A 24,371-nucleotide genomic window follows, 5' to 3' on the forward strand; every position below is an offset into this window, starting at 1 on the left:
TTTCCGGTCTCCTTTTCGGTTCACCCTCACCGAAGGCTGCGCGATGTCCGAACCCGTGCTCACGGTCGATTCTGTTTCCACTCCCTCAGCCCCCGCGCGCCGCGCGCGGCCCGGTCGCGTCTGGCGCGCCGGGCTGCCGTGGGTGGTGCCTGTCGTCCTACTCGTCGTGTGGCAGACGGGCTCGTCCACGGGGCTGATTCCCGAGGAGGTACTCCCGCCGATCAGCGAGGTGCTCGACACCGGTCGCTACCTGGAAGGCACCGGCGAACTGCAGCGGCACATCCTGACTTCCTTGCGGCGCATCTCGATCGGCTTCGGCATCGGCGCGGCGACCGGGCTGCTGCTGGGGTTCGCGGTCGGCATGTCGCGGCTCGCCGAGGGGTTGTTCGACCGCTCGTTGCAGATGGTGCGCACGATCCCGCACCTGGCGCTGGTGCCGCTGATGATCGCCTGGTTCGGCATCGGCGAGCTGCCCAAAGTCTTGCTGGTCGCGCTCGGCACCCTGTTCCCGGTCTACCTGAACACGGTCAACGGGATCCGTGGTGTAGAGCCGAAACTCGTCGAACTCGGCCGCTCCTACGGCCTCGGCCCGCTCGGCGTGATCCGCCAGGTGGTAGTGCCCGGCGCGCTGCCGTCCATCCTGACCGGAATCCGCTACGCACTCGGCGTGGCGTGGCTGACGCTCGTGGTGGGGGAGACGATCGCCTCGCGGGATGGGATCGGCTTCCTCGCGCAGAACGCACGCGAACTGCTGCGTACTGACCAGATCGTATTGGCGGTGCTGCTGTACGCGATCGCCGGCTTCCTTGCCGACGCGCTGATCCGCGGCGTCGAACGGGTCACGTTGCGCTGGCATCCCCATTTCCGGCGAGGAGCTTCCGCATGACGACGACGGTGTGCCTACGTGGCCTGACAAAGACCTACGACCATCCCGTGCTTGCCAGTCTCGACCTCGACGTCGCGGCAGGCTCCTTCGTGTCGCTGATCGGGGCGAGCGGAACTGGAAAGTCCACTTTGCTCCGCCTGGTCGCCGGGCTGGAACGGACCGACGACGGCGAGATCGGTCTCAGCCGGCCCGAGGGCGGCGAGCCGCGAGTGCGAACGATGTTCCAGGAGGACCGGTTGCTGCCGTGGCAGCGGGTCGAGGCCAACGTACGGCTAGGTCTCCCGCGCGCAGCCGACGTGAGTGAACTGCTGAACGCGGTCGGGCTCGCCGGGCGGGAGCGCGCCTGGCCCTCGGACCTTTCGGGTGGTCAGCGGCAGCGCGTCGCGCTCGCCCGCGCGCTGGCCCACCGGCCGGATCTGCTGCTGCTCGACGAGCCCTTCGGTGCGCTCGACGCGCTCACCCGTGTCCGCATGCAGCTCCTGCTCGAAGGGCTGTGGCAGGAACGCGGCAGCACCGTCCTGCTGGTGACGCACGACGTGGACGAGGCGCTCGCATTGTCCGACCGCGTTCTCGTACTCGCCGGCGGCCGAATCGTCCGCGACCTGGCCGTCGACCTGCCGCGCCCACGGCGGCGCGATGACGAACGCCTCGCGCGGTGGCGCGCCGAACTGCTTGACGAGCTACTCGCGCAGGAAACCGTCACTACCGCCTGACTTTTCCCTTCCCCACGAACGGAGTTCTTGCCATGCCCGCAATTTCGCGCCGCAGGTTCCTCGGCCTGAGCGGCGCCGGCGCCGCCACGCTCGCCCTCGCCGCTTGCGGTTCCGCACCCGTCGGCCCGGTCGGGGCCGGAGCCCAGTCCGCGCCGTCCCAGCTGCGGTACGCAGTGATCGGCGACGGCCGCCTCGGCATCCCGGCCGCGTTGCGCGCCAAGCTCGGCGGTCTCGACCTCGAAGCCGCGCTCGGTGGCGTGAAAGCCACCTGGCAGCCCGGATTCACCGCCTCGCTTCCGGTGATGGAGGCGCTGAAGGCCGGGGAGATCGACTTCACGTTCGCCACTGCGACCGCCGTGATCTACGGTGTCGGCGGCAAGGTTCCGCTCGTCCCGCTCGCCGCATTCCCGCTGCCCGGCGACGAGGTGGACATCCTGGTACCCAAGGGCTCCCCCATCACCGGCGCTGCCGACCTGCGTGGGAAGCGGATCGCTGACCAGCAGGGCACCACCGGCACCTACAGCCTCATCAAGTACCTGCAGACCGCCGGGCTGACCCTGCAGGACGTGCAGTACCAGAACCTCGCCGCCGCCGACGCCGAAGCGGCGTTCGCGAATGGGTCCGTCGACGCCTGGATCAGCTGGCAACCGCAGATCGAGCTAGCCAAACGCCGTCACGACGCCGTCGCGCTCCCCGGGGTACGCACCTACGACTACGCCTACTTCATCACCAGTGAGGACTTCGCGGAGTCGCATTTGGACACCGCGGTCAAGGCGGTGCGGGTGGTCCGCGACTCGCAGAACTGGATCAACGCCAACCCGGATGCGGCCGTACAGGCGTTCGCGGCCGCAGGTGGCTTCGGCAACGACCAGCTCACGCAGGAGGTCTACCGCGACCTGATCGTCGCGCGGCGGCTCTCCGAGTCCCTCGTGGGCCCCCAGCTCGGCCCCATCGGCGACGCGGCGGCCGCGAACACGCAGGAACTGGCGGACAACTTCCACTCCCTCGGCGTCTACCCGCAGCAGATCGCCGTCCGCGACTGGCTTGCGGACGGCCGGTTCGACCACGTCAAGAAAGCGGTTTCCGATGTCCTCGCCTGAGCAGCAGATGCACCTCGCCGCGTTCGTCACCGCCGGCCCGGGACGGCCCGGCGGCTGGCGGCACCCGAACTCGGTCTCCGACTGGCGTTCGGCGAAGTACTACCAGCGGATCGGCCGCACCCTGGAGCGGGCTAAGTTCGACCTGATCTTCTTCGCCGACATCCTCTCCGTGCCCTACCGCTATGGCGACTCGCTCGACCCGCAGCTGCGCTACGGCGCGCTCGGGTCGATGCGCCTGGACCCGACGCCGGTGCTCGGCGCGCTCGCGGGCGCCACCGAGCACCTCGGGCTCGCCGCGACCGTGTCCACCACCTACGTCGAGCCCTTCACGGTGGCTCGCTCGTTCGCCACGCTCGACCACCTGTCCAGCGGGCGGGCGGCGTGGAACATCGTGACCTCGTTCCAGGACGCCGAGGCCCGCAACTTCGGCAAGGACACCCACCTCGACCGCACGCGACGCTACCAGCGCGCCGAGGAGTTCCTCCAGGTCACCGCGAAACTGTGGGACAGCTGGGACGACGACGCGCTGGTGCTCGACCCGGCGGCACCTATTTTCGCCGACCCCGAACGCGTGCATCGCGTGGACCACCACGGCGAATGGTTCAACGTGCAGGGCCCACTCAACGTGGCGCGACCGCCACAGGGATACCCGGTGCTGATCCAGGCCGGCGCCTCGCCGTCGGGGCGGGATTTCGCCGCGCGCTGGGTGGACGTAATCTTCTGCAGCCACGCCTCCCTCGACGCGGCCAAGGACTTCTACGCCGACATCAAGGGCCGCGCTGCCGCGCACGGTCGCGACCCGAGACAGATCAAGATCCTTCCCGCGATCACCCCCGTCGTCGCCGAGACCGCCGAAGCCGCGAGGGAGAAATCGCAGCAGCTTTCGGACCTTGTAGTACCGGAGGCTGGTCTGTCCACATTGTCCTATCATCTGGACATCGACCTCGCACCGTTCCCGCACGACGAGGTGTTGCCCGAGATGCAGGTGCCGGGCGTCCAGGGGCATTACCAAGAGGTGCGCGAGCTGACCGAGAAGCACGGAATGACACTGCGGGAACTCGGCAAGCAGTACGGCGGCACCCACGAGGGCGACTTCGTCGGCACCGGCTCCGAGGTGGCCGACGCGCTCGAACAGTGGTTCACCGAGGACGCCTGCGACGGGTTCACCGTCAGCGGTATTTATCAACCCGGCGCGTTCGATGAGTTCGGTGACGAGGTCGTGCCGCACCTGCAGAAGCGCGGTCTGTTCCGCACGGAATACACCGGTTCGACGCTGCGCGAGAATCTCGGCTTGGACCGGCCCGCGAGCGGGGACTGGCACCAGCGCGCGGCGCGTGAGGAGGACTGATGACCACGGCACACAACGGTGTCGCCACTGTCACCGGAACGCTGACCCCGACGGAGGGACGTTTCCTGCTCAGCGCCGGAACGAACCATTTCGTCTCCGACGCGCGGGTCGGGCCGGGCGAGGCGGTGACGGCGGGCGAGCTGTTCATCGCCGCCGCGGTCTCGTGCGCGCTTGCCAACGTCAACCTGCACGGCCGCAACCTCGGCGCCGACCTCACCAGTGCGTCGGTCAGTGCTCAGTCCGAACGCGATCCCGATGACCCCACCCGATACCGGTCCGTGGTGCTGACCCTCTCGCTCCCGCGCGTCCCGGAGGTGGTGGCCCGGGAGATCCTGCACCACTTCACCACGACGTGCCCCATCTACAACACCATCCGCCGCGGCGGAGCCATCGAAACCGTACTGACCGCCCAGGGCTAGCCGGTGAACCCGGTCGGGCACAGAGGTAGCGGGAGCTGAAGGCCGGATAGCCAGCACCGCCAGGTGACGCCGTGACGACCGCCTGAGCCGATGGTTCGACGTTGAAGGCACAGAATCCGACACGTTGCGGGGTGGTCCTGAAAGAACAGGACCACCCCACCGGAGCTGTTCCATCGGACGTCCACCGCAAACTCGCCCGCGACGGTTTCACCACCGCCCGTCCATCTCGAGCGTCAGCCGTCTGCGTGGCGCGATCGCCCTAGGCAAAGCCGGAATGGCGATGGAACGGCGCGGGTCAGTGCTTCGAATCGTCTCCAGGTGCCTCGTCCGCAGCTTCCCCGGCGCGTTTCTCGCTGGCCCAGATGCCGCGGACGTGGCCGATGTGACGCCGCATGAGTTCTTCCGCACCGTCGGCCTCGCGGGCTTCGATGAGGTCGAGCAGCTCGGCGTGTTCGTGCGACGACGGGATCAGCTCGTTGCGTTCAGCGAGGGTCTTGAGGCCGTAGATGCGGGACCGTGCGCGCACCGACCGAACTGTCTCAACGAGGTGTGCGTTGCCAGCAAACCCGAGCAGGGTGAGGTGGAAATCCATGTCGATCGTGACGTGGGCGATGAAGTCATGGCGGGTGGCGGCGTCCTCGATCCCTGCTGCGAGGGGACGCAGACGCTCGATGTCCGAAAGTGCTACCCCTGCTTCGGCAATCCGGCGCACCGTCGGGACCTCGATGAGCAAGCGGAGTTCGGTGAGGTCATCTAGTTCGCGCTCGGTCGGCTCGGTGATGCGGAAGCCCTTGTTGCGGACGGTATCGACGAGGCCTTCCTTGGCCAGGTCGAGCATGGCCTCGCGGACGGGCGTAGCCGACACGCCGAACTGCTCGGCCAGGCTAGGTGCCGAGTAGACGACACCCGGACGTAGTTCGCCCGAGATGACCGCTCCACGCAGGGTCTCGATGATTTCTTGGCGCATGCTCCGGCGGCCCTCGAAGGAAGGCAGCGTGAGGGCTGCGCCATCATCTGCGGTCATCGTTTTCTCCATTGGTGATCTTTTCTATCCGACGTTTACCAGCATAAGCAACGGTTCGCGCTGACGTTCCAGAGCAGCACGTGGGAAACAAGCGCGAGCCGCTGCGCCTTGCTGTGGTGACTCGGGCAGTCGGCGGATGTGGTCGAGGTTGTCGACCCGGCTGCTGCGCATGGTCAGCTCAGTCCTTCCGCGAGAGCCTTCTCCGTGGTATGGCGCACTGCGCTTTCCTGTGTGTCGGTGAGCGGAACGCGCGGGGTGCGGCAGTGCACCACCGCGTCATCCACGTAGCGTTCGAACGGGATTTCGGGGTGCTCCCTCGACACGGTGCGCCGTAGCGGCCCACGATGTCCATTCTGAGCTTGATCGCCTGGACGAACTCGGTCTTGGAGTCCCACCGCAGCAGCGGGTGCAGCGTGCGGTAGAGCGACAGGGCATCTTCCAGATCACCGGTGCAGGCTGCCTCCCACAGGTGGACTGAGGCGCGCGGGAAAGCGTTGGGACCGCCCGAAAACCAGCCCGGCGCGCCAGCAATGGCCAGTTCCAGCACGAGGTCGTCGGTTCCACAGAGTACGTCCAGCTCCGGGGCGAGTTCGGCGATCTGGTAGATCCGGCGCACGTCGCCGGAGAATTCCTTGACGCCGACGATTAAACCCTCGCCGCACAGCTCGGCCAACAGCTCTGGGGTCAGGTCCACCTTGGTGTCGTGGGGGTTGTTGTAGGCCACGATCGGGAGTCCGACCTCCGCCACCGCACGGTAGTGCTCAACGACCGACACGCGATCGGCCCGGTAGGCGTTGGGCGGCAGCAACATCACCGCAGGAGCTCCAGCCTCCGCGGCCGCCTCGGTCCAGCGCTGCGCATCATAAGATCCGTACGCGGCCACCCCCGGCATCACGGTGAAGCCTTCCGGAGCCGCTTGAATGGCGGTGGTGACTACTCGGGCGCGCTCCTGCGGCGTGAGCGACTGGTACTCCCCCAACGATCCGTTCGGGGTCGCACCGTGGCACCCGCTGCTCGCCAGCCATGCAATGTGCTCAGCAAAGCTCTCGTAGTTCACCTCGAGCTTGCCGCACTGACCCTCGCGCAGCGGCAACGCGGTCGCCACCAAGACACCGTGCCAAGGCTTGACCTGCGCGCTCATCTGCCCTCCACCGTTGAAGTATCTCGAACCCCTTCACACAGTGCAATATTACATTGCATTAATATCTGTACGTGTGTCACGTGTGCCATTGCACTGTTCTTGGCATGGCTGGAAGCGATATAGGACACACAAAGCCGGGGGCGTCCCGTGCGCAGCTCGCCGCGCTGGTGTCAACATCGCCTTCGGCACGGACCTCCTCGGGGCCATGCACCGGCGACAATCCTAGGAGTTCGCTTTGCGGGCACGGGTGCAGTCCGCCAAGACGATCCGGCGCTCGGCCACCACCGTCACCGAAAGAACTGCTCCGGAGCGAAGCTGAACTCGGCGTCGTCCGCACGGGGGCACAGGTGGACGCCGAAGCGATGTCCCGCCTGCTGCGCTCGATGGCGCACGGCGCCATCGAAAGCGCGCCGAGCTGACGCCCGCATCACCAGGAGCCGCGCCAATTTCGCGAGAAATTGACCGCCACCTGGGGGAACGCACTGCGAACCAGGACGGAGCGTGACATCTGGCGTCACCCGAGGCCGTGCCAATTTCTCACGAAATTGCGCCCTCTCCGGGTGACGGGGGATGCTGATTGCGGCCCGCCGGGGCCGGGTTGAGACTGGGTGGACCCGGCTCTGGTGCCCTCGCGATGCCGCAGGAGACTGGCAGACATCCTGCTCGCTGGCGGGAACCCGCTCCAGGACCTCAACGTTCTCGCCCATCCGGAAAGCGAGATCGCCGCCGTGATCAAGGCCGGCACCATCCGCATCAACAGGTTCTAACCTGCTTCGCTGCCTGGACGGCCAACCGGACATCCAGGCAACGAAACACGGACCCACAGCCGAGCAGTAGTAGGCGCACGCGGCGCCCGCCGCTGGACCGAGCAGGCCGCCGAGGCCGGCACGCCCGCGGTCATGCTGCTGCCGCCGAACGCCTACCGCGCCGACCGCCACGCGATCGTGGAGCACTACCGGATCGTCTCGAAGGCCGGCCTGCCGATCGTGGCCTACAACAACCCGCACGACACCAAGATCGACCTCACCCCGGACCTGCTGGCCGAACGGCACGGCGAAGGCCTCATCGTCAGCGTGAAGGAATTCTCCGGAGACGTACGGCGCTACTACCAGATCACCGAGCTCGCACCGGAGCTCGACGTGCTGTGCGGCACCGACGACGTCGCCCTGGAGTTGGCCATCGCGGGCTCGCCCGGCTGGATTTCCGGTTACCCCAACGCGCTTCCGCAGGCATCGGCGCGGCTCTGGAAGGCCGCATCCGAGGGTGACCTGGAGACCGCGCTCCCGCTGTACCGCTCCTTGCACCCGCTGCTGCGGTGGGATTCCCGAACCGAGTTCGTCCAGGCGATCAAGCTCAGCATGTCCCAACGAGCTCGCGGTCCACTCCGGACAGCGAGTCACCGTGCGTGCCCACCCGCGGGACGTGCACGTCTTCGAACCCGAAGGCACCAACCTCGGGACAGCCGACGAACTGCTGGCCACCCGGGAGTTGACACCGTGAACAACCCCGCTCTTGGCCTGTTCGACTGGCACGGGAGGCCAGACCGGGCGCGGGGCAGCTGCTCGCCACGCTGCGCGCACCGGGGCTTTGACTTCCAAAGCGGATGATGGGTGCTACGTGGGTGGCGGCCGGTTCCAGCGCGGTGCACCTCGTCACGGTCGTCGAGAAAGTGGTGGTGCCTGCGCTGGCGTCCCCCCTCGCGCTGGCGGCGGGCGCCTTTTGGGTGTCGCGACGAAATCCGATCAATGCGACGAACGTCAACGAAGTTCCCGTGAGCTGAGAAGGGCGGTGTTCAGGGCCACACCAGGTCCCGCGGCTGGGCCGCCTGGCGTGCGGCGCTTCGGGAGAACCGGGCCACTACAGGTTGTGCGAGAGCAGCCGGCTCAGCGCCTCGTCGAAGCTCATCCACCGGTGTTCGTCACCGGGTGCGACCGCGTCGTAGGTGTCGTTCAAGAACTCCGCAAGCTGATCAGCATTCACTTCGAAGGCGGCCTGCCCTGACGGCGAGCTCAACTCGATCACGACCAACCCCGGATCGTCCAGTCGAGGGCGGATTCGCACGTCGCCTTCGCCTGCCTCGGCGACCAGCCCGTCGGCCAGCAGGTCGCGGGCGATCACCCAATCCACCTGACCGGCCTTGCCCACGTTGAGCTTCATGCTGACCTCGTACGGGTTGCGGCTGTCGTACCCCAGTTCCACGCCAACCGGCGCGATCACACCCGCCGGGGCTACCAGGTTGAAGACCATGGTGGCGAGCACCGTGCCGTGATCGTTTGCCATCATGTCCGCACTCCCAAGCGTCGGCTTCACTTCCTAGATACCAGCATGCCCAACCCGGGTTCATGTCTTCTTCACGATGTCTTCAGATCCCTGGCGGCAATCCACCCCCGGGCTCCCAGCGAGGAACCTTGACGGGCCCCGCCCCTTCATGGATGACCGGCCGGGGCCCGGTCCAGCAGGCGATCGAGCGCTGCGCACTCGCCGCCGTGAGCGCTATTGGGTGCTATAGCACCCACAAACACTCACGGCCGTTCTGCCTCCTCGGTTGCTGCATGACCATCGGAGTCGGCGCTGCCGTGCACGGTGCTCAGATCACTCCCGTCGAACGAGCACTGGCGGCGGCCACGGACCTCCACACCAGCAGTCCCCGTTCGGCCGCGCGTTCGCACAGGTCGACGATGAGCAGGCCGCCCAGTCCTCTGCCCTGCTGGTCGTTGTCGACGAACGGTAGTCGAATTCGCCTTCACCGTCAGTGCTGCGGCCCAGAATCATCAGCAGGGGCTGGTATTCGCCCTGGAAGGCGATACTGGAACGAACCAGCGCGGTCAGCAGTGGGAGGTCCTGCGCGGTGGCGTCGTCGACGATCGTCTTAAACGGACGTTAACTCGCCCGCCAGGATGGGTAACCAGGCGGGAGACGACACGCCCGCGAGTCGTGTGGGGGGACAACGCCAGCGGGACCGAGGCGCGTGTACCAAACGACGGCGCGCTTACCTCGGAGGCTTCGTGTTGATCAGAGAACAGCTGATTCCCGCACACCCGGAGCTGCTCAGCGTCGACGAGGCGACGCGGCTCGGTCAGGACACGGTCGCCGAGATCTACCGGCAGTACATCAGCCCAGGCCAGTGGACGGCGTTCGGGCTGCTGGGATTCGACCGGATCGCCATCGACCACGCCGAGAACGTGCACTACGTCGACCGTTCCGGCCGCCGGATTCTCGACTTCTTCGGCGGGTTCGGCGCGATGGCACTCGGGCACAACCATCCGCGTGTGCTAGAGGTCCGCAGGCGCTTCCAGGAACAGCAGCGCCATGAGCTCGGGCTGACCCTGCCGTCGCAGTACGTCGCCGCCCTGTCGCGGAACCTGGCCACACTGGCGCCGGAGGGCCTGGACCGCGTGATGCTCCACTGCACCGGTTCGGAGGCGGTGGAGGCTGCGCTCAAGCTCGCCGAGCGGGCACAGGGCCCACGCCGCGCCAAGGTGGCATACGCGCGCAACTCCTTCCATGGCAAAACGATCGGCGCGTTGTCGGTCACCGACTCGGAGTTCTACCGGGGACGTTTCGAAGTCCTGCCGCACCGCCAGGCCGTTCCCTTCGGCGACGCCGCGGCGCTGGAGGAACTGCTGCGTCGCGACCGAGGCATCGGCGTGCTGATCCTGGAAACCGTGCAGGGCGGCGCCGGAGTCGTGCTGCCGCCACCGGGCTATCTGGAGCAGGTACGACGGTTGTGCGATCGCTACGGGGTGCTGTGGATCGCCGACGAAGTGCAGTGCGGCGTCGGCAGGACAGGCCGGTTCTTCGCCTTCGAGCACGCCGGGGTCACTCCCGACATCGTCACGCTGGCCAAGGCACTCGGGGGCGGCAAGACAGCGATCTCGGCCGTGCTCGCAGGCCACGAGATCCACGACCGCGCATACGGCGGTGCTCGCAACGCGCTCGTGCACGGACCGGCGACCTTCAGCGGCATGGGCGAAGCCTGCTGCACAGCGATCGAAACGCTGCACGTCCTGCACGACGAGAACCTGCTGACCAACGCCGCTGAGCAGGGCAAGCACCTACTCAGCGGGTTGCGCTGGCTGCACCGTCGCCACCCGAAGCTGATCCGCGACGTTCGGGGCAGCGGGCTGATGGCCGCCGTCGAGTTCGCCGACCTCAGCGGCTGCCTCCCGGGTCTGACCGGACGTGTGGCGGGGGTGCTGGACCGGCCGCTGCGGGGCAGCGTAGCCATGCTCGCCGGCAGTCAACTGCTCTCGGAGTTCGGCATTCTCGTGGCCTTCACCGATTACAACCGCAACGTCGTGCGGCTGGAACCGCCGCTGACCATCCGCCCGCAGCACGTCGACATGCTGGTGGAAAGCTTCGACGACCTGCTGGCGCAGGGCCTGAAGGGCCTGGCCGCCGGATATCTCCGCCGCCGCTACCGGTCGCAAATCAACGAGCCGCTGGCCGCCTGCTCCAGCGCCGACATCCCGTAGTGGCACGGAAGTGGCGGTGCCCCTCCCCGCGCCACCTGATCTCGTGATCCAGACCGCCAACGGCGGTGGGAGCGGGGCCCGCTGCCCCTTGGCGTTCAGCGTGCGAACTCAGGGCTGTTCCGCCGGCTCCTCGGCAGCGTCGTAGCTGAGGTGCACGTCGTGCGTTGCGGCCTCGCCGAGCAGGTTGACCCGGCTCGACACCGGCGGATAGCCGCTCGCCACCACCGTGTAGTCACCCACCGGAAGGTCGCTGATCAGGTAGCGGCCCTCGGTGTCGGTTCTGGCCACCGCCGCTGTTTTGCCATCGGCGTCGATCACGGTGATCAGCGCGTCCGGCACGATACGGCCGTCGTTGCGCGCCGTGCCGCGCAGCGGCACCGCACCGACCAGTTCGATGTCGCGGTGCAGCAGTCCGCTATCCGGCACGGTCAGGGTCACCGCGATCGGGCGGTAGCGATCCCCGCTGGCCACCAGCGTGTAGTTGCCCGCTCCCACGCCGCGGAACGAATACGCGCCGTCTTCCTTGGTGACGAATGCGCCGTTCACTTCGCCGCGCTCATCGGTCAGCGTCGCGGTGATGCCTTCCAGCGGAGTGCCACGACCGGACGACCGGACGACGCCGGCCAGTTCGCCGGAGCCGGTCAGCGTGATGTCCAACGTCGTCGAAGCCTCCGTGACAACCACGCTGGACGCCTGGGGCTGGCAACCGGTCGCGGAAACGATCAGCACGTGGCTCCCCGCACCGGGGACGGCGACCGTGTAGCTGCCGTCGGCGGAGCCGACAGCCCTGGCCACCTGCCTCCCGTCCTGGTCGATCAGGGTCAGAACTGCGCCTTCAACGGAGGTCCCGTCCTGGCGACGCACATGCCCGCTGATCGACCGAGTCGCCTCCAGGTCGCCCGACATCGCGGCAGCGAACCGGGGTCGGTACTCGCCGTGCCCGTTCGACAGGGCGTGCTTGCCCGCGTCCACCAATTCGTTGTCCGATTTGGACTCCGGCTCGGTCCAAACCGGCTTGGTCGGCTCCTCGTCGAGCAGCGCTTCGCCGCCCTCCACCGCCGACGCAGCAGGCGCCGGGCCACCGGCGAGCGGGATCTCCTTCATGAACAACAGGACGAGGCAAGCCAACAGCGCGACCCCGGCCGCGACGTAGAACACCGTGGTGATCGACTCGGTGAAGCCGATCAGCACCGGAATCCGCAGCTGGTCGGGCAGTTGTGCGATCACACCCGTGTTGGACTGCAGGGCGCCCAGTTGTCCGCTCGCGGCGGCCGGCAGGTTACCGCCGAAGGCCCTCTCGATGTTTCCCGGGAGCACGTTGAACAAGACGGTCAGGAACACCGCGACACCGATCGTCCCGCCCATCTGCCGGAAGAACGTCGCCGCCGCGGTGGAAACACCCATGTCCCTGCGTGGCCCCGCGTTCTGCACCGCGATGATCAGCGTCTGCATGCAGTTTCCGAGGCCGAACCCGATGATTCCCGCGGCCACCAACGGCAACCACAGCGGGCTGTCGTACTCGACCTGGGCGAACACCACCGCGCCGACCGCGACCAGGAACGTGCCGATCACCGGCAAGAACTTGTACCGCCCGGTGCGCGAGGTGACCTGCCCCGAAATGACCGACGCGGACATGATGCCGGCCATCAGCGGAAGCGTCAGCAGCCCCGACTCGGTGGGCGTGTAGCCCTGCACGACCTGCAGGTACTGCGGAATCATCGTGATCGCACCGAACATCGCGACGCCGACGATGACCCCGCCGAGGATCGCGACGGTGAACGTGGAGTTCTTGAACAGGCGCAGCGGGATCAGCGCCGCATCCTTCATCACGTACTCGATGAAAAGGAACAGCACCAAGCCGACCGAGGCGATCGCATAGCAGATGATGGCGTCGGTCGAGCCCCATCCCCACTTGTTGCCCTGCTCGGCGATCAGCAGCAGCGGCACCACGGTGGCCGCCAGGGCCAGACCGCCCCACCAGTCGATGCGGTGGTTGTGGCGCTGGTGCGGCACGTTGAGGACCTTGGCGACGACCAACAGCGCGATGACGCCGATCGGCACGTTCACCAGGAACACCCACCGCCAGCCGTCGAGGCCGGCCAGCTCGTCGATTCCAGCGAACAGCCCGCCCAGCACCGGGCCGAGCACCGTCGAAACGCCGAACACGGCCAGAAAGAAGCCCTGGTACTTCGCGCGCTGACGCGGCGGCACGATGTCGCCGAGGATGGTCATCGCCAACGACATCAAGCCGCCGGCACCGAGCCCCTGAACGGCGCGGAACGCGGCGAGTTCGTACATCGACGCAGCGATCGTCGACGCCGCGGATCCGATCACGAACACCGAGATCGCGATCAGGTAGAGCGGCTTCCTGCCGTAGATGTCGGAAAGCTTGCCGTAGATCGGCGTCGCGATCGTGGAGGTGATCAGGTAGGCGGTGGTGATCCACGCCTGCAGGTCGAAACCGTTGAGGTCGTTGGCGATGCGGACGATCGAAGTGCCGACGATGGTCTGGTCCAGCGCCGCCAGGAACATCCCCGACATCAAGCCGATCAGGATGGTGACGATCTGGCGGTGGGTCAGGTTCGGCCCTTCTTCGGCCGTTTCTAATCCCCCTGGACTCTTTGTTGCCGTTTTCATTCGTGGCCCCCCTTGGCCTGTGGCGCACACGTCGGCTCGGCGAGGCTCGGAGTGCGTGCTTCGATATCGGTGTTGAGTCGAGCGAAAAGGCTGGTCAGCGCCTGGCGGTCGGCCTGCGACCAGTCGGCCAGCACCTCTGCCAACCACCTGGCGCGCTGGTCGTGCGCTTCCCGGAAGATCCGTTGCCCCTCGGATGTCGGCGCCAGCAGGCTGGCGCGGCCGTCATCGGGGTCGGCCTGGCGCTCCACCAGGCCGTGGTGGACGAGCGCGTTGCTCTGCCGGCTGATCGTGGAGATCTCGGAGTGCAGCGCTTCGGCGAGCCGGCCGGTGCGCTGCGGCCCGTCCTGGATGAGGCGGAACAGGATCGCGTACGCGGACTGCTCGATCCCGTCCGGTCCCTTCTTCGTGAATTGGGATTTGGCGCGGTGGACCAGCCGGACCAGGCGGGTGAGCTGGGCACCAAGCTCCTCTGCGGTGTCGAGCTCAGCGTTGGTGTGGTGATCCATTGGTCGGTCTTTCGGTTCGTATGTCGCTTTTGTAGCGATTTGCTTGCCGTCTACAACAAGTTGCTGACTACAAGCATGCATCCGAACGGCCCTGCCGCACCACTCAATTAGAGGATGTGTGGCCGAGCGCACCTTAGTTGCCCAGCGCAACGATGCCAACCGCATCCCCGGCGGAACCCCAGCAGAGAACGGGAGACGCTGCTAGTAGCTCACTCACCGGGCAGGTCAGCATTCGCCCCTGCCAGCCCGCATACTCCGCCGGAGTTTCCAGGCGCAGCACGTCACCTGGTGCCCGCAGGCCCGGGCGGCCATTCGACGCCTACTCCTTCCCGTGTTGTCAACGGACGGGCTTTCGCCTGGTCGGCACGGATCGTTCACTTAGATGGCGGTTTCCTGTTACCACAAGTGAAATCTGCAGGCTTCGAGGATGCACGATGCCGACAGCGGATCACACTTCTTGACCTGACCGCCTCGAGACCGCTTCTCTATTCTCAGGCCGTGCGGCTGAGCCGCTGTCCGGGCATGTAGATCGAAAGGCGGGCAATGCACGCTTACTACTGTGCGAAGTGCAAGAACGAACAAACTGATCCTGCGGATGCGCTGAAGTTCGCGGCGTCGATCGGCTTGGAGTTGTGGCTGCCGAAGGATGAGGTGACGTTCGACTTTCCCCGCGGCGCGCAGCAGTGCCAGACGGCGATCGAGAAAGCGGAATGTGTGATCTGCCAGCCTCCGATAGGCAACGACTGCTCCTGGGAACTCGGATACGCCATCGGGATCGGCAAACCGGTCTACGTCATCGGAACGCTGGCCGAGCAGGACTGGATGACCAAGCTCGACGTCACTCACGTGGACCCGGTGTCGTTGGCTGTCGAGCAGAAATGAGAGCCTGCCGTGACTCAGCACGGCCGTCGGCCCACCGGCAAGGAAGTGGGGCGCCGCAGAGTAGCGGCGATCGACTGCGGGACGAACTCGATCCGGATGCTGGTTGCCGACCTCGGTGCCGACGGGCATTTGACGGAAGTCGCGAAACGGTTCGACATCGTCCGTTTGGGTCAGAGAGTCGACGAACACGGCTCGATCTCCCGCGAATCCTTCGAACGGGCGCGCGCCGTGCTGGCCGAATACGCAGGAATCATCACCACGGCCAGTGCGGAGCGCGTGCGCATGTGCACCACATGGATCTCCCGACGAGCGTCCAACAACGACGAATTCCGCACACTGGTCCAAGAGACACTCGGCTGCGCCCCGGAAGGCATCACCAGCGACGAGGAGGCACGGCTCGCTTTCGCCGGGGCTACCAGCGGTCTTCCGCAGGCGAGCTACCTGGTCGCCGACATCGGTGGCGGGTCCACACAGCTCGCGCTGGGAACAGCGGGTGTCGTGGACAGATCCGTCTCCGTCGGCCTGGGCTGCGTACGGCTGACCGAACGCCACCTGCGGTCGGATCCGCCAGCCTCGGGCGAACTCGCGGCGGTACAGGACGAGATCACGGCACTGGCCGACCAGGCACTGGCGGAACTTCCCGATTTGTCGGGCACTCGGCTTCTCGGCGTTTCAGAAGCAGTCGGCACAGTTGCCGCCCTCGCACTTCCTGGACGAAGGCTCCATCACGCACGAATGACCTACGACCAGGTCGATTACGTGACAGAGCGGGTGCTGGGAATGTCCTTCGCCCAGCGACAAGCGCTGCCCGGAATCCACACCGGTATGGCCGACGTACTACCCGTCAGCGCGCTCGGCGTGCGTACGGTGATGCAATGTTCTCGGGCCAAGGAGCTGATCATCAGCGAGCACGACATCCTGCACGGAATCGCTTACTCCCTGAGCTAAGCAGGATCAGATCCCAATGCCGAACAGCATCACGGTGAGCGGGCAATCGAATCCACCGACGCTCCGAGTCCCGGACACCCTGCCGCCCCGGCAGGGTGTCCGGCCGGTAAGTGTCCACGATGTCCTGAAAAATCAGTTGTTCACGATGTCCTGAACTCCGGATTCTGCAACGGAAGACCGGCTGTCCGGCACAGCCCGAACGGTCGGTGCAGCGGCGACTGCTTTTTCTCCGGTCTCCGCGTGCGGAGCCACGCCGCAGTCTGCGCCACTCCGTCGTGCAAGCTGATCTGCGCTTCCCAACCGAGGAGCCGGCGCGCCTTCTCGACCGAGGGCCACCGCCGCTGGACGTCCACCTCGAACGACGGCAAGCGCTCGAGGTAGGCGGCCGCACCAAGCGCTACCGGCAGCAACTTGCGGAAGGCGATCTCTGCGGTCGGCGAACGGCAGAGGTTGCCGATGCACACGAAGTGGATCCGAAACCGTCCGTCGGTGGCCGATGCCGGGGTCATCGATCCGGCCCCCCGTCCGCCTGGTCCGCAGGCCTGGAAGGAACCGGAGCCACCTGCTTCACGTCGGCCGGCGGGATGTTGCGCACGACGTCTTCCAAGCGAGGTGAGTCCTCGTAGTAGGGATAGTAATCCGAACGTTTGCCGACCTCGGGAACCACCGTGAGCACTGTTCCCAGGACGCGGGCGGGCACCGCTGTCAGGGCGGCCATGGCATCGGTGACCTGTCGCCGACTCGTCTTGCCGTATCTCACGACCAGGAGAACACCGTCGGTCTGCGATGCGAGAGCGGCCGCGTCGGCGACGGGCAGCAGCGGCGGAGAATCGATCAACACGATGTCGTAGCGGCGCGCGAGCTCCGCCAGCACCGCCGCCATGTGTTGACCCCCGAGCAGCTCGCTGGGGTTGGGCGGGAGCGGCCCGCTGCCTATCACGTCGAACAGGTGACCACCCCAGCGCTGCAGCACCGTGTCCAGCTCCAGCTCACCCAGCAGCACGTTGGTGAGTCCGACGCCGCCCTCGATCCCGAAATAGTCGTCCATCCGTGGCTGGCGCAGGTCCGCGTCGACCACGGCAACCCGCTTTCCGCTCTGCGCCAACGTGATCGCGAGGTTGCACAGGGTGGTGCTCTTCCCCTCACCCGGTACCGCGCTGGTCAGCAAAACGGTCTTGCACGGCTGGTCGAGATCCGCGAACTGAAGGTTCGTCCGGAGCCGGCGGAAGGCCTCCGAACCGGGAGACTTCGGATCCTCGTGCAGGATCAGCGGTCGGCTGGGGAATCCCTCGTTGAAGGCGACGCTGCCGAGGACCGGGGTGCCGGTCACCTCCTGCAGGGACTCACCGGACTTGATCGTCGTGTCGAGGATGTGTCGCAGTAGGGCAGCGCCGTATCCGGCGACGATACCCAGAGTCGCTCCGAGGATGAGGTTGAGCAGCGGCCGGGGTGAGACTCGATCGATCGGGCGTTCGGCCGGGGCAACGACGCGGGCGACGACACTCGGTGTTCCCCCCGGGTTGGTCGGGGAGGCCTCAGTGCGCTCCAGGTCACCAACCAACCGGATGAACGAATTCACCACGGCGTCGGTAAGAATCCGGGCCCGTTCGGGAGACTCGTCCCGCACCTTCACCGTGAGCACAACGGTGTCCGTCTTCGCCTCGGTGGTGATCTTGCCCTCGAGGTAGTCCGGCGTCAGGTTGAGTCCGGACGCTCTGACGGCGTCCTGGCGGACGCGCTCGCTGTTCATCAGCTCGACGTAGGACTGGACCTTCTGCTGCGACAGCAGAATCCCGTGGTATGCGTCGTCCAGGCACAGAGCCTGTGCTCTGCGCCGAAACGAACAACGTCACGTCCGCCGTGTACTGATTGTCGCTGAGGAGGGTTATCCCCGCAGCCACGCTGAGTCCGGCGAGGAGTGCGGTCACCACGAGAGCCCACCCCTCCCGCAGCACCCGAAAGTATTGGCGAAAGTTCATCCCGGTATCCCTGTCGTCCTGGTGGTCATCAACGGAGGCGGCCATCGTGAGCCTCACCGTTTCTGGCCGAGGAATGAGTCGAGGTCGTACAGATCCGTGACCTCGTGGTCCACGAAGGCAGGCGTCGCCGATTCCGCGTGGAGTCCACCCTGCCTGCGGATCCGAATGGTTGCCCACCCCAGGTGGTGAGGGCCGTCGAAGTCCTTCCGCGGATTGTCCGCGACGTAGACGTATCGCTCCGGTGGAAGGTTTGTCACGCGAGCGACCTCCTGGAACGCCCGGATGTGCGGCTTGCCGTACTCGGCACCCAGCGCTGCGGTCATGACGATCGTCGGGCACCAGTTGGCCAGACCGAGCGCGCCGGCTTTGGCGCGCTGGCTGCTGAGCGGTCCGTCGGTCACACAGGCTAGGCGGGTACCGGCATGGTGATGTTCCAGCCAGCCCAGGGCATCTGGGAGCAATCGGATGTCGGGTCGGTGTTCCCGATAGGTGCGGACCAGTTGCGGGACCAGCGCGGGATCCCGGTCCAGGCCGATAACGCGCAGGGCACGATCGATCGTGTCGCCCCGCACTCCGTCGAGGAACAGCTGCCACGCAGCCTCCGCGAATCCGCCCAGACCGGGCAGCCGTCCGATCGCGGCGAAACCACTTCTCACGTAGTCCCGTTCGAGATAGAGCGTGTCGTCGATGTCGAATACGACGCACAAATCGCGGTGATCGGTCACAGCCCGACCTCCGATGCCTTGACGAAAACCGCCTCGTCGTACCGGAACATGGCCAGCCCGGCGCTCGGCCGGGCTTCGGCCCAGGTCGGTGGCAGTCCCGCGACCTCCTCCACGGTCCACTTCGGAAAGTCCGCACCCGCCTGCCAGCTAAGCGGATACCCACCGCCGAAGCGCGGATTGATTTCGATCGCGGACATGGTGGGGCCGTCGACGGCCACCTGCACGTTCAACGCACCATATGCGCCAGGAAGCTGCTCGACCACCCGGCGTACCAGGTCCTGGAGCTCCGGGTTCTCGACCGTGACGGCCTTCTGCACCTCCCCGCCGCGGACTTCGAGCCGGCGGCGCGCCAACACGCACCGACAACGACCGCTGCGGTCCACCCAGGCGTCGACGGTGTGTTCGTGGCCCTGCGCCACGTCCTGGACGATGAGGTCCGGCTCGTGGTGGAGCGTCTCGAGCTCGCTCCACGAGTCGATCCGGCGCACCCGGCTGGAGGCCGATCCCGCCACGGGCTTAACGATCCACGGTGGTCGCCAGTGCTGAGGTGATCCGAGAACCTCGTCCAGCGAGGCGGTGCGGACGGTCGGCACCGAGTTCTCGGTGAACCACCGGAACGTCCGGAGCTTGTCGGCGGCGATTTCAATGGCCTGCGGTGCGGAAACCATCACGGTAGTTCCGATCGCGGCGAAGCGGTGTCGGTGCGCCGAGTAGACAGCCAGTTCCGGGTCGATCGTGGGCACGAGCAGGCCGATGTCGTACCTGCGGCACAGGTCGAGCATGTGCGGACGAATGCATCGCTGTCACATGGCGGTACGACTTCGAAGTGGTCGGCGAGCATCCCTGCTGCGGAAAGCGGTGATCGGTCCACCGCCACTACGGTTCCCGCACCGAACAGCGAGTGCAGCACCTCCTGGAAGATCTGCACCAGCGCACCACGCCGGCCGGCCGACGAGACGAGCACGTTCATGACGCACCCACCTCCCTTCGAATTGGTTCGAAGACCGTGTGGTGGAAACCGCCGGTCGTCTCGTCCTCGTCGAGCACGGGTTGCGCACCGAACAGGGCGATGTACCAGCGCGTGCTGCGGTCGAGGTCGGTCACAGTGATCGCCACGTGGGCGATCGACGGAAACGCAGGCATGGGCTTCCTCCTCGTACCAAGCTCATTGCGATGTCGGCGATTGTGTCCGCCGCCGCGCAGGTTCGCCGCCTCAGTGCTTGTCCCGCGCCCGGCCGTACCGAGTCCGTCGCATACGTGCCCAGAACGTGCTGGATCGGGGCGATGCCGGTGCTCGGTGTTCGGACAAGCGGGTGTTGAGGCCCCAGGGGGTGATGGGCGCACCACCCAGGGGGCAAGATCGCGGCATCGATATTCTCCGGATCGAGTACGACACGATCGTGGATCGTGGTGGGGCAGAAGGCCTCTGGCTGCCCCTGGTCGTGGGATTTTTAATTGAGGTGTCGCCGCGGTGGCGCCTTGTGACGTCGTCCTCGTTCATGAGTGGGTGTTGCTGCCCGCGGCGGGCGATTGGGTGCTGCGTCGGGAGGAGTGCGATATGGGATTCACCGTCGAGGGCGATTACTTCGAGGCTTGCAGCTGTGCGGTCAGCTGTCCCTGTGTCTTCCTCGGACCGGCGACGGAGGAGGCTTGTGATCTTTTCTGCGCCTGGCGGGTCGAGCGCGGCGAGAAAGACGGCGTCGATCTGGCGGGGTTGAACGCGGCGCTCGCGGTGCACACGCCGAAGCAGATGACCGACGGGAATTGGCGGGTGGCGCTTTACCTCGATGACCGCGCGTCCTCGGAGCAGCGGGAGGCGCTCGGAGCTATCTTCTCCGGGCAGGCTGGTGGTCATCTGGCGAATCTGGTACCCCTGATCGCCGAAGTAGCCGGCGTGGAGGCCGTTCCCATCGAGTTCGAGTCGTCGAACGGCAAGGGATCGGTCCGGGTCGGCAGTGTGCTCACGGTGCGGGCGGAGCAGAGCGTCGGCATGGACGGCGAGAAGCCGTCGGTGATCACCAATCCGCCATTCGGCGCCGTGACGCAACCCGTGCGGCAGGGACGGTCCACCGAGGTCCGATACGACGGCGCCTGGAGTTTCTCCACCCAGGGGCGAAACGCCTTCTTCACCGAATTCGCCTACTCGGGCTAGGCAATGGAGGCCGTACCCGGAACGGGACCGTTTCGGCCGCAGTCTTCCGGCGGCCAGACTCTGGTGCTGGGCTGGACGTGGGCAGCATTGCTTGTCGCGGCCACTCTTGCATGGGTGCTGACGGTCGGTCAGTCCTGGCGGATGGGAGTCGAGCTGGGAACCATGGGGCTGGCCCTGCCGGTGTTCCTCGTCATGTGGGTCCCGATGATGGCGGCGATGATGTTTCCCGCCCTGGCGCCCGTCGTCATCCTCTGGGGCAGGTCGATCAACCGAGTGGAGACGGGTACGCGCCGAGTCGTGCGGCAGGGCTCGTTCGTCGTCGGCTACATCGTGGTGTGGACCGTGTACGGGCTGGTGGCCTTCGGCCTGCTGCTGGGGGCGGAGCGGCTGGTAGGTCAGTCGCCCGGCGCCGCACGGTGGATTGGTGCGGGGGCCTACCTTGCTGCGGGGCTGTACCAGCTGACGCCGCTGAAGCGGGTGTGTCTGCGGCATTGCCGGTCTCCGCTAGGACAGTTCCTGCGCTTCGGGTCGCTGCGGGGACCAGGAGTCGACTTTCGGGTGGGCCTGCTCCACGGCGGGTACTGCGTGGGCTGCTGCTGGGCGCTGATGCTTATCCTGGTCGGCGTCGGCGTGATGAACCTGGTGGCCATGGTCGCGCTCACCGTGCTGATCTTTCTGGAAAAGGTGTGGCGACATGGAAACGCACTTGCCTGGGCAGCCTCGGCCGTTTTCGTCGTGCTGGCAATCCTCGCGCTGTTCCACCCCGGTCTGATCCCCGGTCTGATCCCCGGCCTGTCCGCAAGAGTCCCGGCCGCAGACATGACACCTGCTATGTGATGTGACGGGGGTGTTTGAGGTGCAGGACGAAGCGGTGACCGGCGAGCCGCTGGAGCCGGACGGGGCCGGCGAGGTGCGGGCAAACTTCCGCAGGCTCGAACCGGGGTTCGCCCAGGGCGTGTGCAAGGTTGATCTGAGGGTTGCGGGGGGGTTTCTGTCCAGGTGGGACGCGGGACGAGGGCGCGGTTTCCGGTGGGAGATCATCGGGTTGTCCAAGCCGTGACGGTCTATCCAGGAGCCGCGCTCTCGTGTTCTTGGCTTCCCTGATTCCAGTTGTGCTTGACCGGCCCACCCCTCACAGTCGAGTCCATGCGGGGTCGTGTGGACCGTCTCTGGCGGGCTCTGGAGGCGGTGGGCGGCGAATCCTGTATGGGTTTGCCGTTGCTGCCGTTGCTGCCGTTGCTGCCGGCCCCTGCCGACCCTGGCGGTGAACGCCGGTGCGAAGACGTTCATCGAGTCCGCCTCGACGGAGAGAACCCGCAAGTTCCATTGAAATCGAACCTTCGATTTCAATGGAACTTGCGGAACGTCGGCGTGTCGCACCCCGACACGCCGATGCCTGTGGACAACCTCCGCAATTTCAATGGAAATGGTGGGCGGGCACGGACGTGCCAGGACCCACAGCCTGGAAGGTCCCTGTTCTGGACGGAAACCTGCGAACCGATCTGCTCCGGATGGCGCTGGCGCCGCCCGAACGGCAAAGCCGCCGGTATCGAAACGGTCCACCACCTGACCAACCTGCCACCCACCCCTACCCGAAACTACCTAAACCGGACAGGTCAACCTTGCACACGCCCTGCGGGGTTCGCCTATGGGATTCGGTGGCGGGGGACGCCACCGAAGCACGTCGGCTAGGCACGCCGCCTGGACTCCCAGCCCGGGGAGCCGGGGCCGGACTTCGGGGGAAGAATCATGGATTTGCCCAGTTCTGGGCGATGTACTCGGGCTGATGAGACAGGTGTCAGTACAACTCTTGGATGCCGTCCCGTATAGGACCCGTGAGCGTTTTTGGGTGCCATAGCGCCCAAAAGTACTCACGGGATCAAGGAACGAAGGACGGGTGCTGGTACCGGATCAAGCCGGACGATCTCCGCAGGTCTATGTCTTCAGCGCGCAACAACCCGAGGAACATGCCGCATTGGTGCGGAAATCCGCCGCGATGCTGCGAGACGGCCTCGCCGGGAACTTCCGGGCACGGCTCACACGTACGTTGCCCGTCGTGCTGCCGGACGGGACCAAGGCGGGCCTGCCCCGGATCCTGCTCCAGTACTCCACCGACACTTACCCGATCCGCAATATCGACGCCGACAGCGAGGACGTTCAAAACCTCCTACGGGCGCTGGCCGAATGCCAGGCCACCACAAGGTGCGCGGTCCACGAGGTGTCACGTGGGCGGAACGCCGCGCCCCGAGCTGCGCGAGCTGGAAGAGCACCTGTGCAGCGGAAGCCTGTTGCGCGTGCTGTACGGATCGGGGCACGCCTGCGACGGGCGGACGTTTTTCCGCCGCAACATCGGCACTACGCCGTTCGCGAACATCGAGTTCGGCGACTTTAGCGGGTAGGCGATCGACGAGGAGAAACCCGCCGGGACGAACGATCAGCAGATCCACCGGAACATCGTGGAACACGGTGACACCTCGCTATTCGCCTGGGTCGTCGACCAGTGCCGATCCGGGTGGCTGCTGTGCGATGACGGCAACGGCGAGGTCGCCGACTTCCTGCACCTGACCGGCGGCGGGCACCGCGATCCACGTGAAGGCGTCAGGTTCCACGAGTACGGGTCGTCAGATCTCGCTGGTCCCCTTCGAGCAGCCGGTCAGCCAGGCGACGAAGAACAAGGGACTGATGGAGCGTGAGCCGCTGGTCGATCGGCTGCGGGAGCGGCTGGGCGACCGGAGCAGACCCTGGTCGGCGACGTGGCACGACGGTGCGCGAGCGACGGCGGCGGGTTTCCTGGACGCGCTCGATCGGCACCGGCACGACACACGCACCCATGTCAGGCTCGTCCAATCGCACCTGTCCGAAGCCGCGCACCGACGTGCGAAGGGGCACATCATCGCGGACCGTCGAACCGTGCAGGCGTACCGGCTGCGCCCGCGAAAAGGGCGAAACCGTCCGCTGGCAGCCCGTCTCCCCCCACTCTGACAACCCATCTCCAGCACCACACCGAACAACGCGGCGCCCCGCATGCCGGGCAGCTCCCTGCGATACCTCGACACGCAGCCTGACGTCGAGGGATTACATTCCCGGCAAGCACACAGCCGCAAGAGGCTGTTCGAAGCGGGAGTACTTCCGGGCCGCAAAGCAGAACGCGATCTTCAGAGCGCTTCGCTCAAGCACTGCAGACCTATCGGCAACGGCTGTGACACTCCAGGGTTCAACGGCATCTGATCTTGTCTCCCAAGCAATACCTTCGTCTCCTGGCACCGATGATGGCAACGACGGAAATGATCGCGGGGACTCCGGGTAGACCCCGACAGGTACCGACGAGCCATAACCACGCAGCAGCGATACGCCTCGGAATCGAGTTCAGGGGTCGATCCATCGCGTCCGGGGCCGTGTCATCCGGCTGGGCGCTGGGCCGCGCTGCCGCCGTGCT

The 24,371-nt window shown here is 66.4% G+C and carries 26 protein-coding genes and 1 pseudogene; 15 read left to right on the forward strand and 12 right to left on the reverse strand.

The genetic code is table 11. From position 1 onward, the window contains the following. Positions 1–43 precede the first annotated feature (43 nt). Genes ACRXBZ_RS02710 through ACRXBZ_RS02730 form a run of 5 tightly spaced genes read left to right on the forward strand, consistent with a single transcriptional unit; the run spans position 44 to position 4,466 of the window. Positions 44–886, forward strand: coding sequence for an ABC transporter permease subunit (locus tag ACRXBZ_RS02710; protein ID WP_433877616.1), 843 nt, complete (start codon positions 44–46; stop codon positions 884–886). Beyond that, positions 883–1,599 carry an ABC transporter ATP-binding protein gene (locus tag ACRXBZ_RS02715; RefSeq protein WP_168589293.1) on the forward strand — a complete coding sequence of 239 codons (717 nt, stop codon included), beginning with the start codon at positions 883–885 and terminating at the stop codon, positions 1,597–1,599. Before ACRXBZ_RS02710 ends, ACRXBZ_RS02715 begins: the two co-directional genes overlap by 4 nt. Positions 1,600–1,631: 32 nt before the next feature. After that, the gene (locus tag ACRXBZ_RS02720) at positions 1,632–2,699 is read left to right on the forward strand and encodes an NrtA/SsuA/CpmA family ABC transporter substrate-binding protein (protein ID WP_433877617.1); all 1,068 of its coding nucleotides are present in this window, start codon (positions 1,632–1,634) and stop codon (positions 2,697–2,699) included. Beyond that, positions 2,686–4,047, forward strand: coding sequence for an LLM class flavin-dependent oxidoreductase (locus ACRXBZ_RS02725; protein ID WP_433877618.1), 1,362 nt, complete (start codon positions 2,686–2,688; stop codon positions 4,045–4,047). The genes ACRXBZ_RS02720 and ACRXBZ_RS02725 overlap by 14 nt, the downstream gene beginning before the upstream one ends. After that, positions 4,047–4,466: an OsmC family protein gene (locus ACRXBZ_RS02730; RefSeq protein WP_433877619.1), complete on the forward strand. Its 420-nt coding sequence runs from the start codon at positions 4,047–4,049 to the stop codon at positions 4,464–4,466. Before ACRXBZ_RS02725 ends, ACRXBZ_RS02730 begins: the two co-directional genes overlap by 1 nt. Positions 4,467–4,761: 295 nt before the next feature. Here the strand turns inward: ACRXBZ_RS02730 and ACRXBZ_RS02735 are convergent, their stop codons facing one another. Continuing rightward, complete coding sequence (locus ACRXBZ_RS02735) at positions 4,762–5,490, reverse strand: GntR family transcriptional regulator (RefSeq protein WP_433877620.1); 729 nt, start codon at positions 5,488–5,490, stop codon at positions 4,762–4,764. Positions 5,491–5,668: 178 nt separating this feature from the next. Continuing rightward, the gene (locus ACRXBZ_RS02740) at positions 5,669–6,631 is read right to left on the reverse strand and encodes a dihydrodipicolinate synthase family protein (protein ID WP_433877621.1); all 963 of its coding nucleotides are present in this window, start codon (positions 6,629–6,631) and stop codon (positions 5,669–5,671) included. 608 nt (positions 6,632–7,239) lie between these two features. Between ACRXBZ_RS02740 and ACRXBZ_RS02745 the strand changes: the two genes are divergently transcribed. Genes ACRXBZ_RS02745 through ACRXBZ_RS02755 form a run of 3 tightly spaced genes read left to right on the forward strand, consistent with a single transcriptional unit; the run spans position 7,240 to position 8,411 of the window. Continuing rightward, positions 7,240–7,398: a hypothetical protein gene (locus ACRXBZ_RS02745; protein ID WP_433877622.1), complete on the forward strand. Its 159-nt coding sequence runs from the start codon at positions 7,240–7,242 to the stop codon at positions 7,396–7,398. A gap of 9 nt (positions 7,399–7,407) precedes the next feature. Further along, on the forward strand, positions 7,408–8,238 hold the full coding sequence (locus ACRXBZ_RS02750) for a dihydrodipicolinate synthase family protein (RefSeq protein WP_433883786.1): 831 nt from the start codon (positions 7,408–7,410) through the stop codon (positions 8,236–8,238). A 14-nt stretch (positions 8,239–8,252) separates the two neighbouring features. Next, the gene (locus ACRXBZ_RS02755) at positions 8,253–8,411 is read left to right on the forward strand and encodes a hypothetical protein (RefSeq protein WP_168584145.1); all 159 of its coding nucleotides are present in this window, start codon (positions 8,253–8,255) and stop codon (positions 8,409–8,411) included. 77 nt (positions 8,412–8,488) lie between these two features. On the opposite strand, the gene ACRXBZ_RS02760 is transcribed toward ACRXBZ_RS02755, so the two are convergent. Next, a complete protein-coding gene (locus tag ACRXBZ_RS02760) occupies positions 8,489–8,914 on the reverse strand; it encodes an SsgA family sporulation/cell division regulator (RefSeq protein ID WP_210435410.1) in 426 nt (141 codons plus the stop codon). Between the two features lie 722 nt (positions 8,915–9,636). Here ACRXBZ_RS02760 and ACRXBZ_RS02765 point away from each other — a divergent pair. After that, positions 9,637–11,106 (forward strand): aspartate aminotransferase family protein, encoded by a 1,470-nt coding sequence (locus ACRXBZ_RS02765; RefSeq protein WP_433877623.1) that lies wholly within the window; start codon positions 9,637–9,639, stop codon positions 11,104–11,106. A gap of 108 nt (positions 11,107–11,214) precedes the next feature. On the opposite strand, the gene ACRXBZ_RS02770 is transcribed toward ACRXBZ_RS02765, so the two are convergent. Both ACRXBZ_RS02770 and ACRXBZ_RS02775 read right to left on the reverse strand, forming a co-directional pair. Next, positions 11,215–13,743 (reverse strand): MFS transporter, encoded by a 2,529-nt coding sequence (locus ACRXBZ_RS02770; RefSeq protein ID WP_433877624.1) that lies wholly within the window; start codon positions 13,741–13,743, stop codon positions 11,215–11,217. Further along, a complete protein-coding gene (locus ACRXBZ_RS02775) occupies positions 13,740–14,249 on the reverse strand; it encodes a MarR family winged helix-turn-helix transcriptional regulator (protein ID WP_433877625.1) in 510 nt (169 codons plus the stop codon). Before ACRXBZ_RS02775 ends, ACRXBZ_RS02770 begins: the two co-directional genes overlap by 4 nt. Before the next feature lie 543 nt (positions 14,250–14,792). On the opposite strand from ACRXBZ_RS02775, the gene ACRXBZ_RS02780 reads away from it, so the two are divergent. After that, positions 14,793–15,131: a TIR domain-containing protein gene (locus ACRXBZ_RS02780; RefSeq protein ID WP_168589302.1), complete on the forward strand. Its 339-nt coding sequence runs from the start codon at positions 14,793–14,795 to the stop codon at positions 15,129–15,131. Between the two features lie 9 nt (positions 15,132–15,140). Continuing rightward, positions 15,141–16,079 (forward strand): Ppx/GppA phosphatase family protein, encoded by a 939-nt coding sequence (locus ACRXBZ_RS02785; protein ID WP_433877626.1) that lies wholly within the window; start codon positions 15,141–15,143, stop codon positions 16,077–16,079. A gap of 140 nt (positions 16,080–16,219) precedes the next feature. On the opposite strand, the gene ACRXBZ_RS02790 is transcribed toward ACRXBZ_RS02785, so the two are convergent. The 6 genes and pseudogenes from ACRXBZ_RS02790 to ACRXBZ_RS02815 all read right to left on the reverse strand — a co-directional run bounded on the left by ACRXBZ_RS02790 (position 16,220) and on the right by ACRXBZ_RS02815 (position 19,926). Further along, positions 16,220–16,588 carry an arsenate reductase/protein-tyrosine-phosphatase family protein gene (locus ACRXBZ_RS02790; RefSeq protein ID WP_433877627.1) on the reverse strand — a complete coding sequence of 123 codons (369 nt, stop codon included), beginning with the start codon at positions 16,586–16,588 and terminating at the stop codon, positions 16,220–16,222. Then, entirely contained in the window at positions 16,585–17,829 is a 1,245-nt protein-coding gene (locus ACRXBZ_RS02795) for a tyrosine-protein kinase domain-containing protein (protein ID WP_433877628.1), read from the reverse strand. The genes ACRXBZ_RS02790 and ACRXBZ_RS02795 overlap by 4 nt, the downstream gene beginning before the upstream one ends. Positions 17,830–18,111: 282 nt before the next feature. Beyond that, positions 18,112–18,783: an HAD family hydrolase gene (locus ACRXBZ_RS02800; protein ID WP_433877629.1), complete on the reverse strand. Its 672-nt coding sequence runs from the start codon at positions 18,781–18,783 to the stop codon at positions 18,112–18,114. Beyond that, on the reverse strand, positions 18,780–19,451 hold the full coding sequence (locus ACRXBZ_RS02805; RefSeq protein ID WP_433883787.1) for an ATP-grasp domain-containing protein: 672 nt from the start codon (positions 19,449–19,451) through the stop codon (positions 18,780–18,782). Before ACRXBZ_RS02805 ends, ACRXBZ_RS02800 begins: the two co-directional genes overlap by 4 nt. A 60-nt stretch (positions 19,452–19,511) precedes the next feature. Continuing rightward, a pseudogene (locus ACRXBZ_RS02810) lies at positions 19,512–19,753 on the reverse strand (hypothetical protein); the annotation flags it as partial. Beyond that, entirely contained in the window at positions 19,750–19,926 is a 177-nt protein-coding gene (locus ACRXBZ_RS02815; RefSeq protein ID WP_433877630.1) for a VOC family protein, read from the reverse strand. The pseudogene ACRXBZ_RS02810 and the gene ACRXBZ_RS02815, both read right to left, overlap by 4 nt. A gap of 328 nt (positions 19,927–20,254) precedes the next feature. Between ACRXBZ_RS02815 and ACRXBZ_RS02820 the strand changes: the two genes are divergently transcribed. From ACRXBZ_RS02820 to ACRXBZ_RS02835, 4 genes are all read left to right on the forward strand, one after another. Beyond that, positions 20,255–20,935 carry a DUF1326 domain-containing protein gene (locus ACRXBZ_RS02820; RefSeq protein ID WP_433877631.1) on the forward strand — a complete coding sequence of 227 codons (681 nt, stop codon included), beginning with the start codon at positions 20,255–20,257 and terminating at the stop codon, positions 20,933–20,935. Positions 20,936–20,938: 3 nt separating this feature from the next. Further along, positions 20,939–21,772, forward strand: coding sequence for a DUF2182 domain-containing protein (locus tag ACRXBZ_RS02825; protein WP_433877632.1), 834 nt, complete (start codon positions 20,939–20,941; stop codon positions 21,770–21,772). A gap of 10 nt (positions 21,773–21,782) precedes the next feature. After that, entirely contained in the window at positions 21,783–21,995 is a 213-nt protein-coding gene (locus tag ACRXBZ_RS02830; RefSeq protein WP_433877633.1) for a hypothetical protein, read from the forward strand. 1,165 nt (positions 21,996–23,160) lie between these two features. After that, positions 23,161–23,334, forward strand: coding sequence for a hypothetical protein (locus tag ACRXBZ_RS02835; protein ID WP_433877634.1), 174 nt, complete (start codon positions 23,161–23,163; stop codon positions 23,332–23,334). Positions 23,335–23,412: 78 nt separating this feature from the next. On the opposite strand, the gene ACRXBZ_RS02840 is transcribed toward ACRXBZ_RS02835, so the two are convergent. Next, positions 23,413–23,544 carry a hypothetical protein gene (locus ACRXBZ_RS02840; RefSeq protein ID WP_433877635.1) on the reverse strand — a complete coding sequence of 44 codons (132 nt, stop codon included), beginning with the start codon at positions 23,542–23,544 and terminating at the stop codon, positions 23,413–23,415. Between the last annotated feature and the right edge of the window lie 827 nt (positions 23,545–24,371).

Origin of the sequence: Saccharopolyspora hattusasensis (genome assembly GCF_050972075.1) — a bacterium.
GTDB lineage: Bacteria > Actinomycetota > Actinomycetes > Mycobacteriales > Pseudonocardiaceae > Saccharopolyspora > Saccharopolyspora hattusasensis.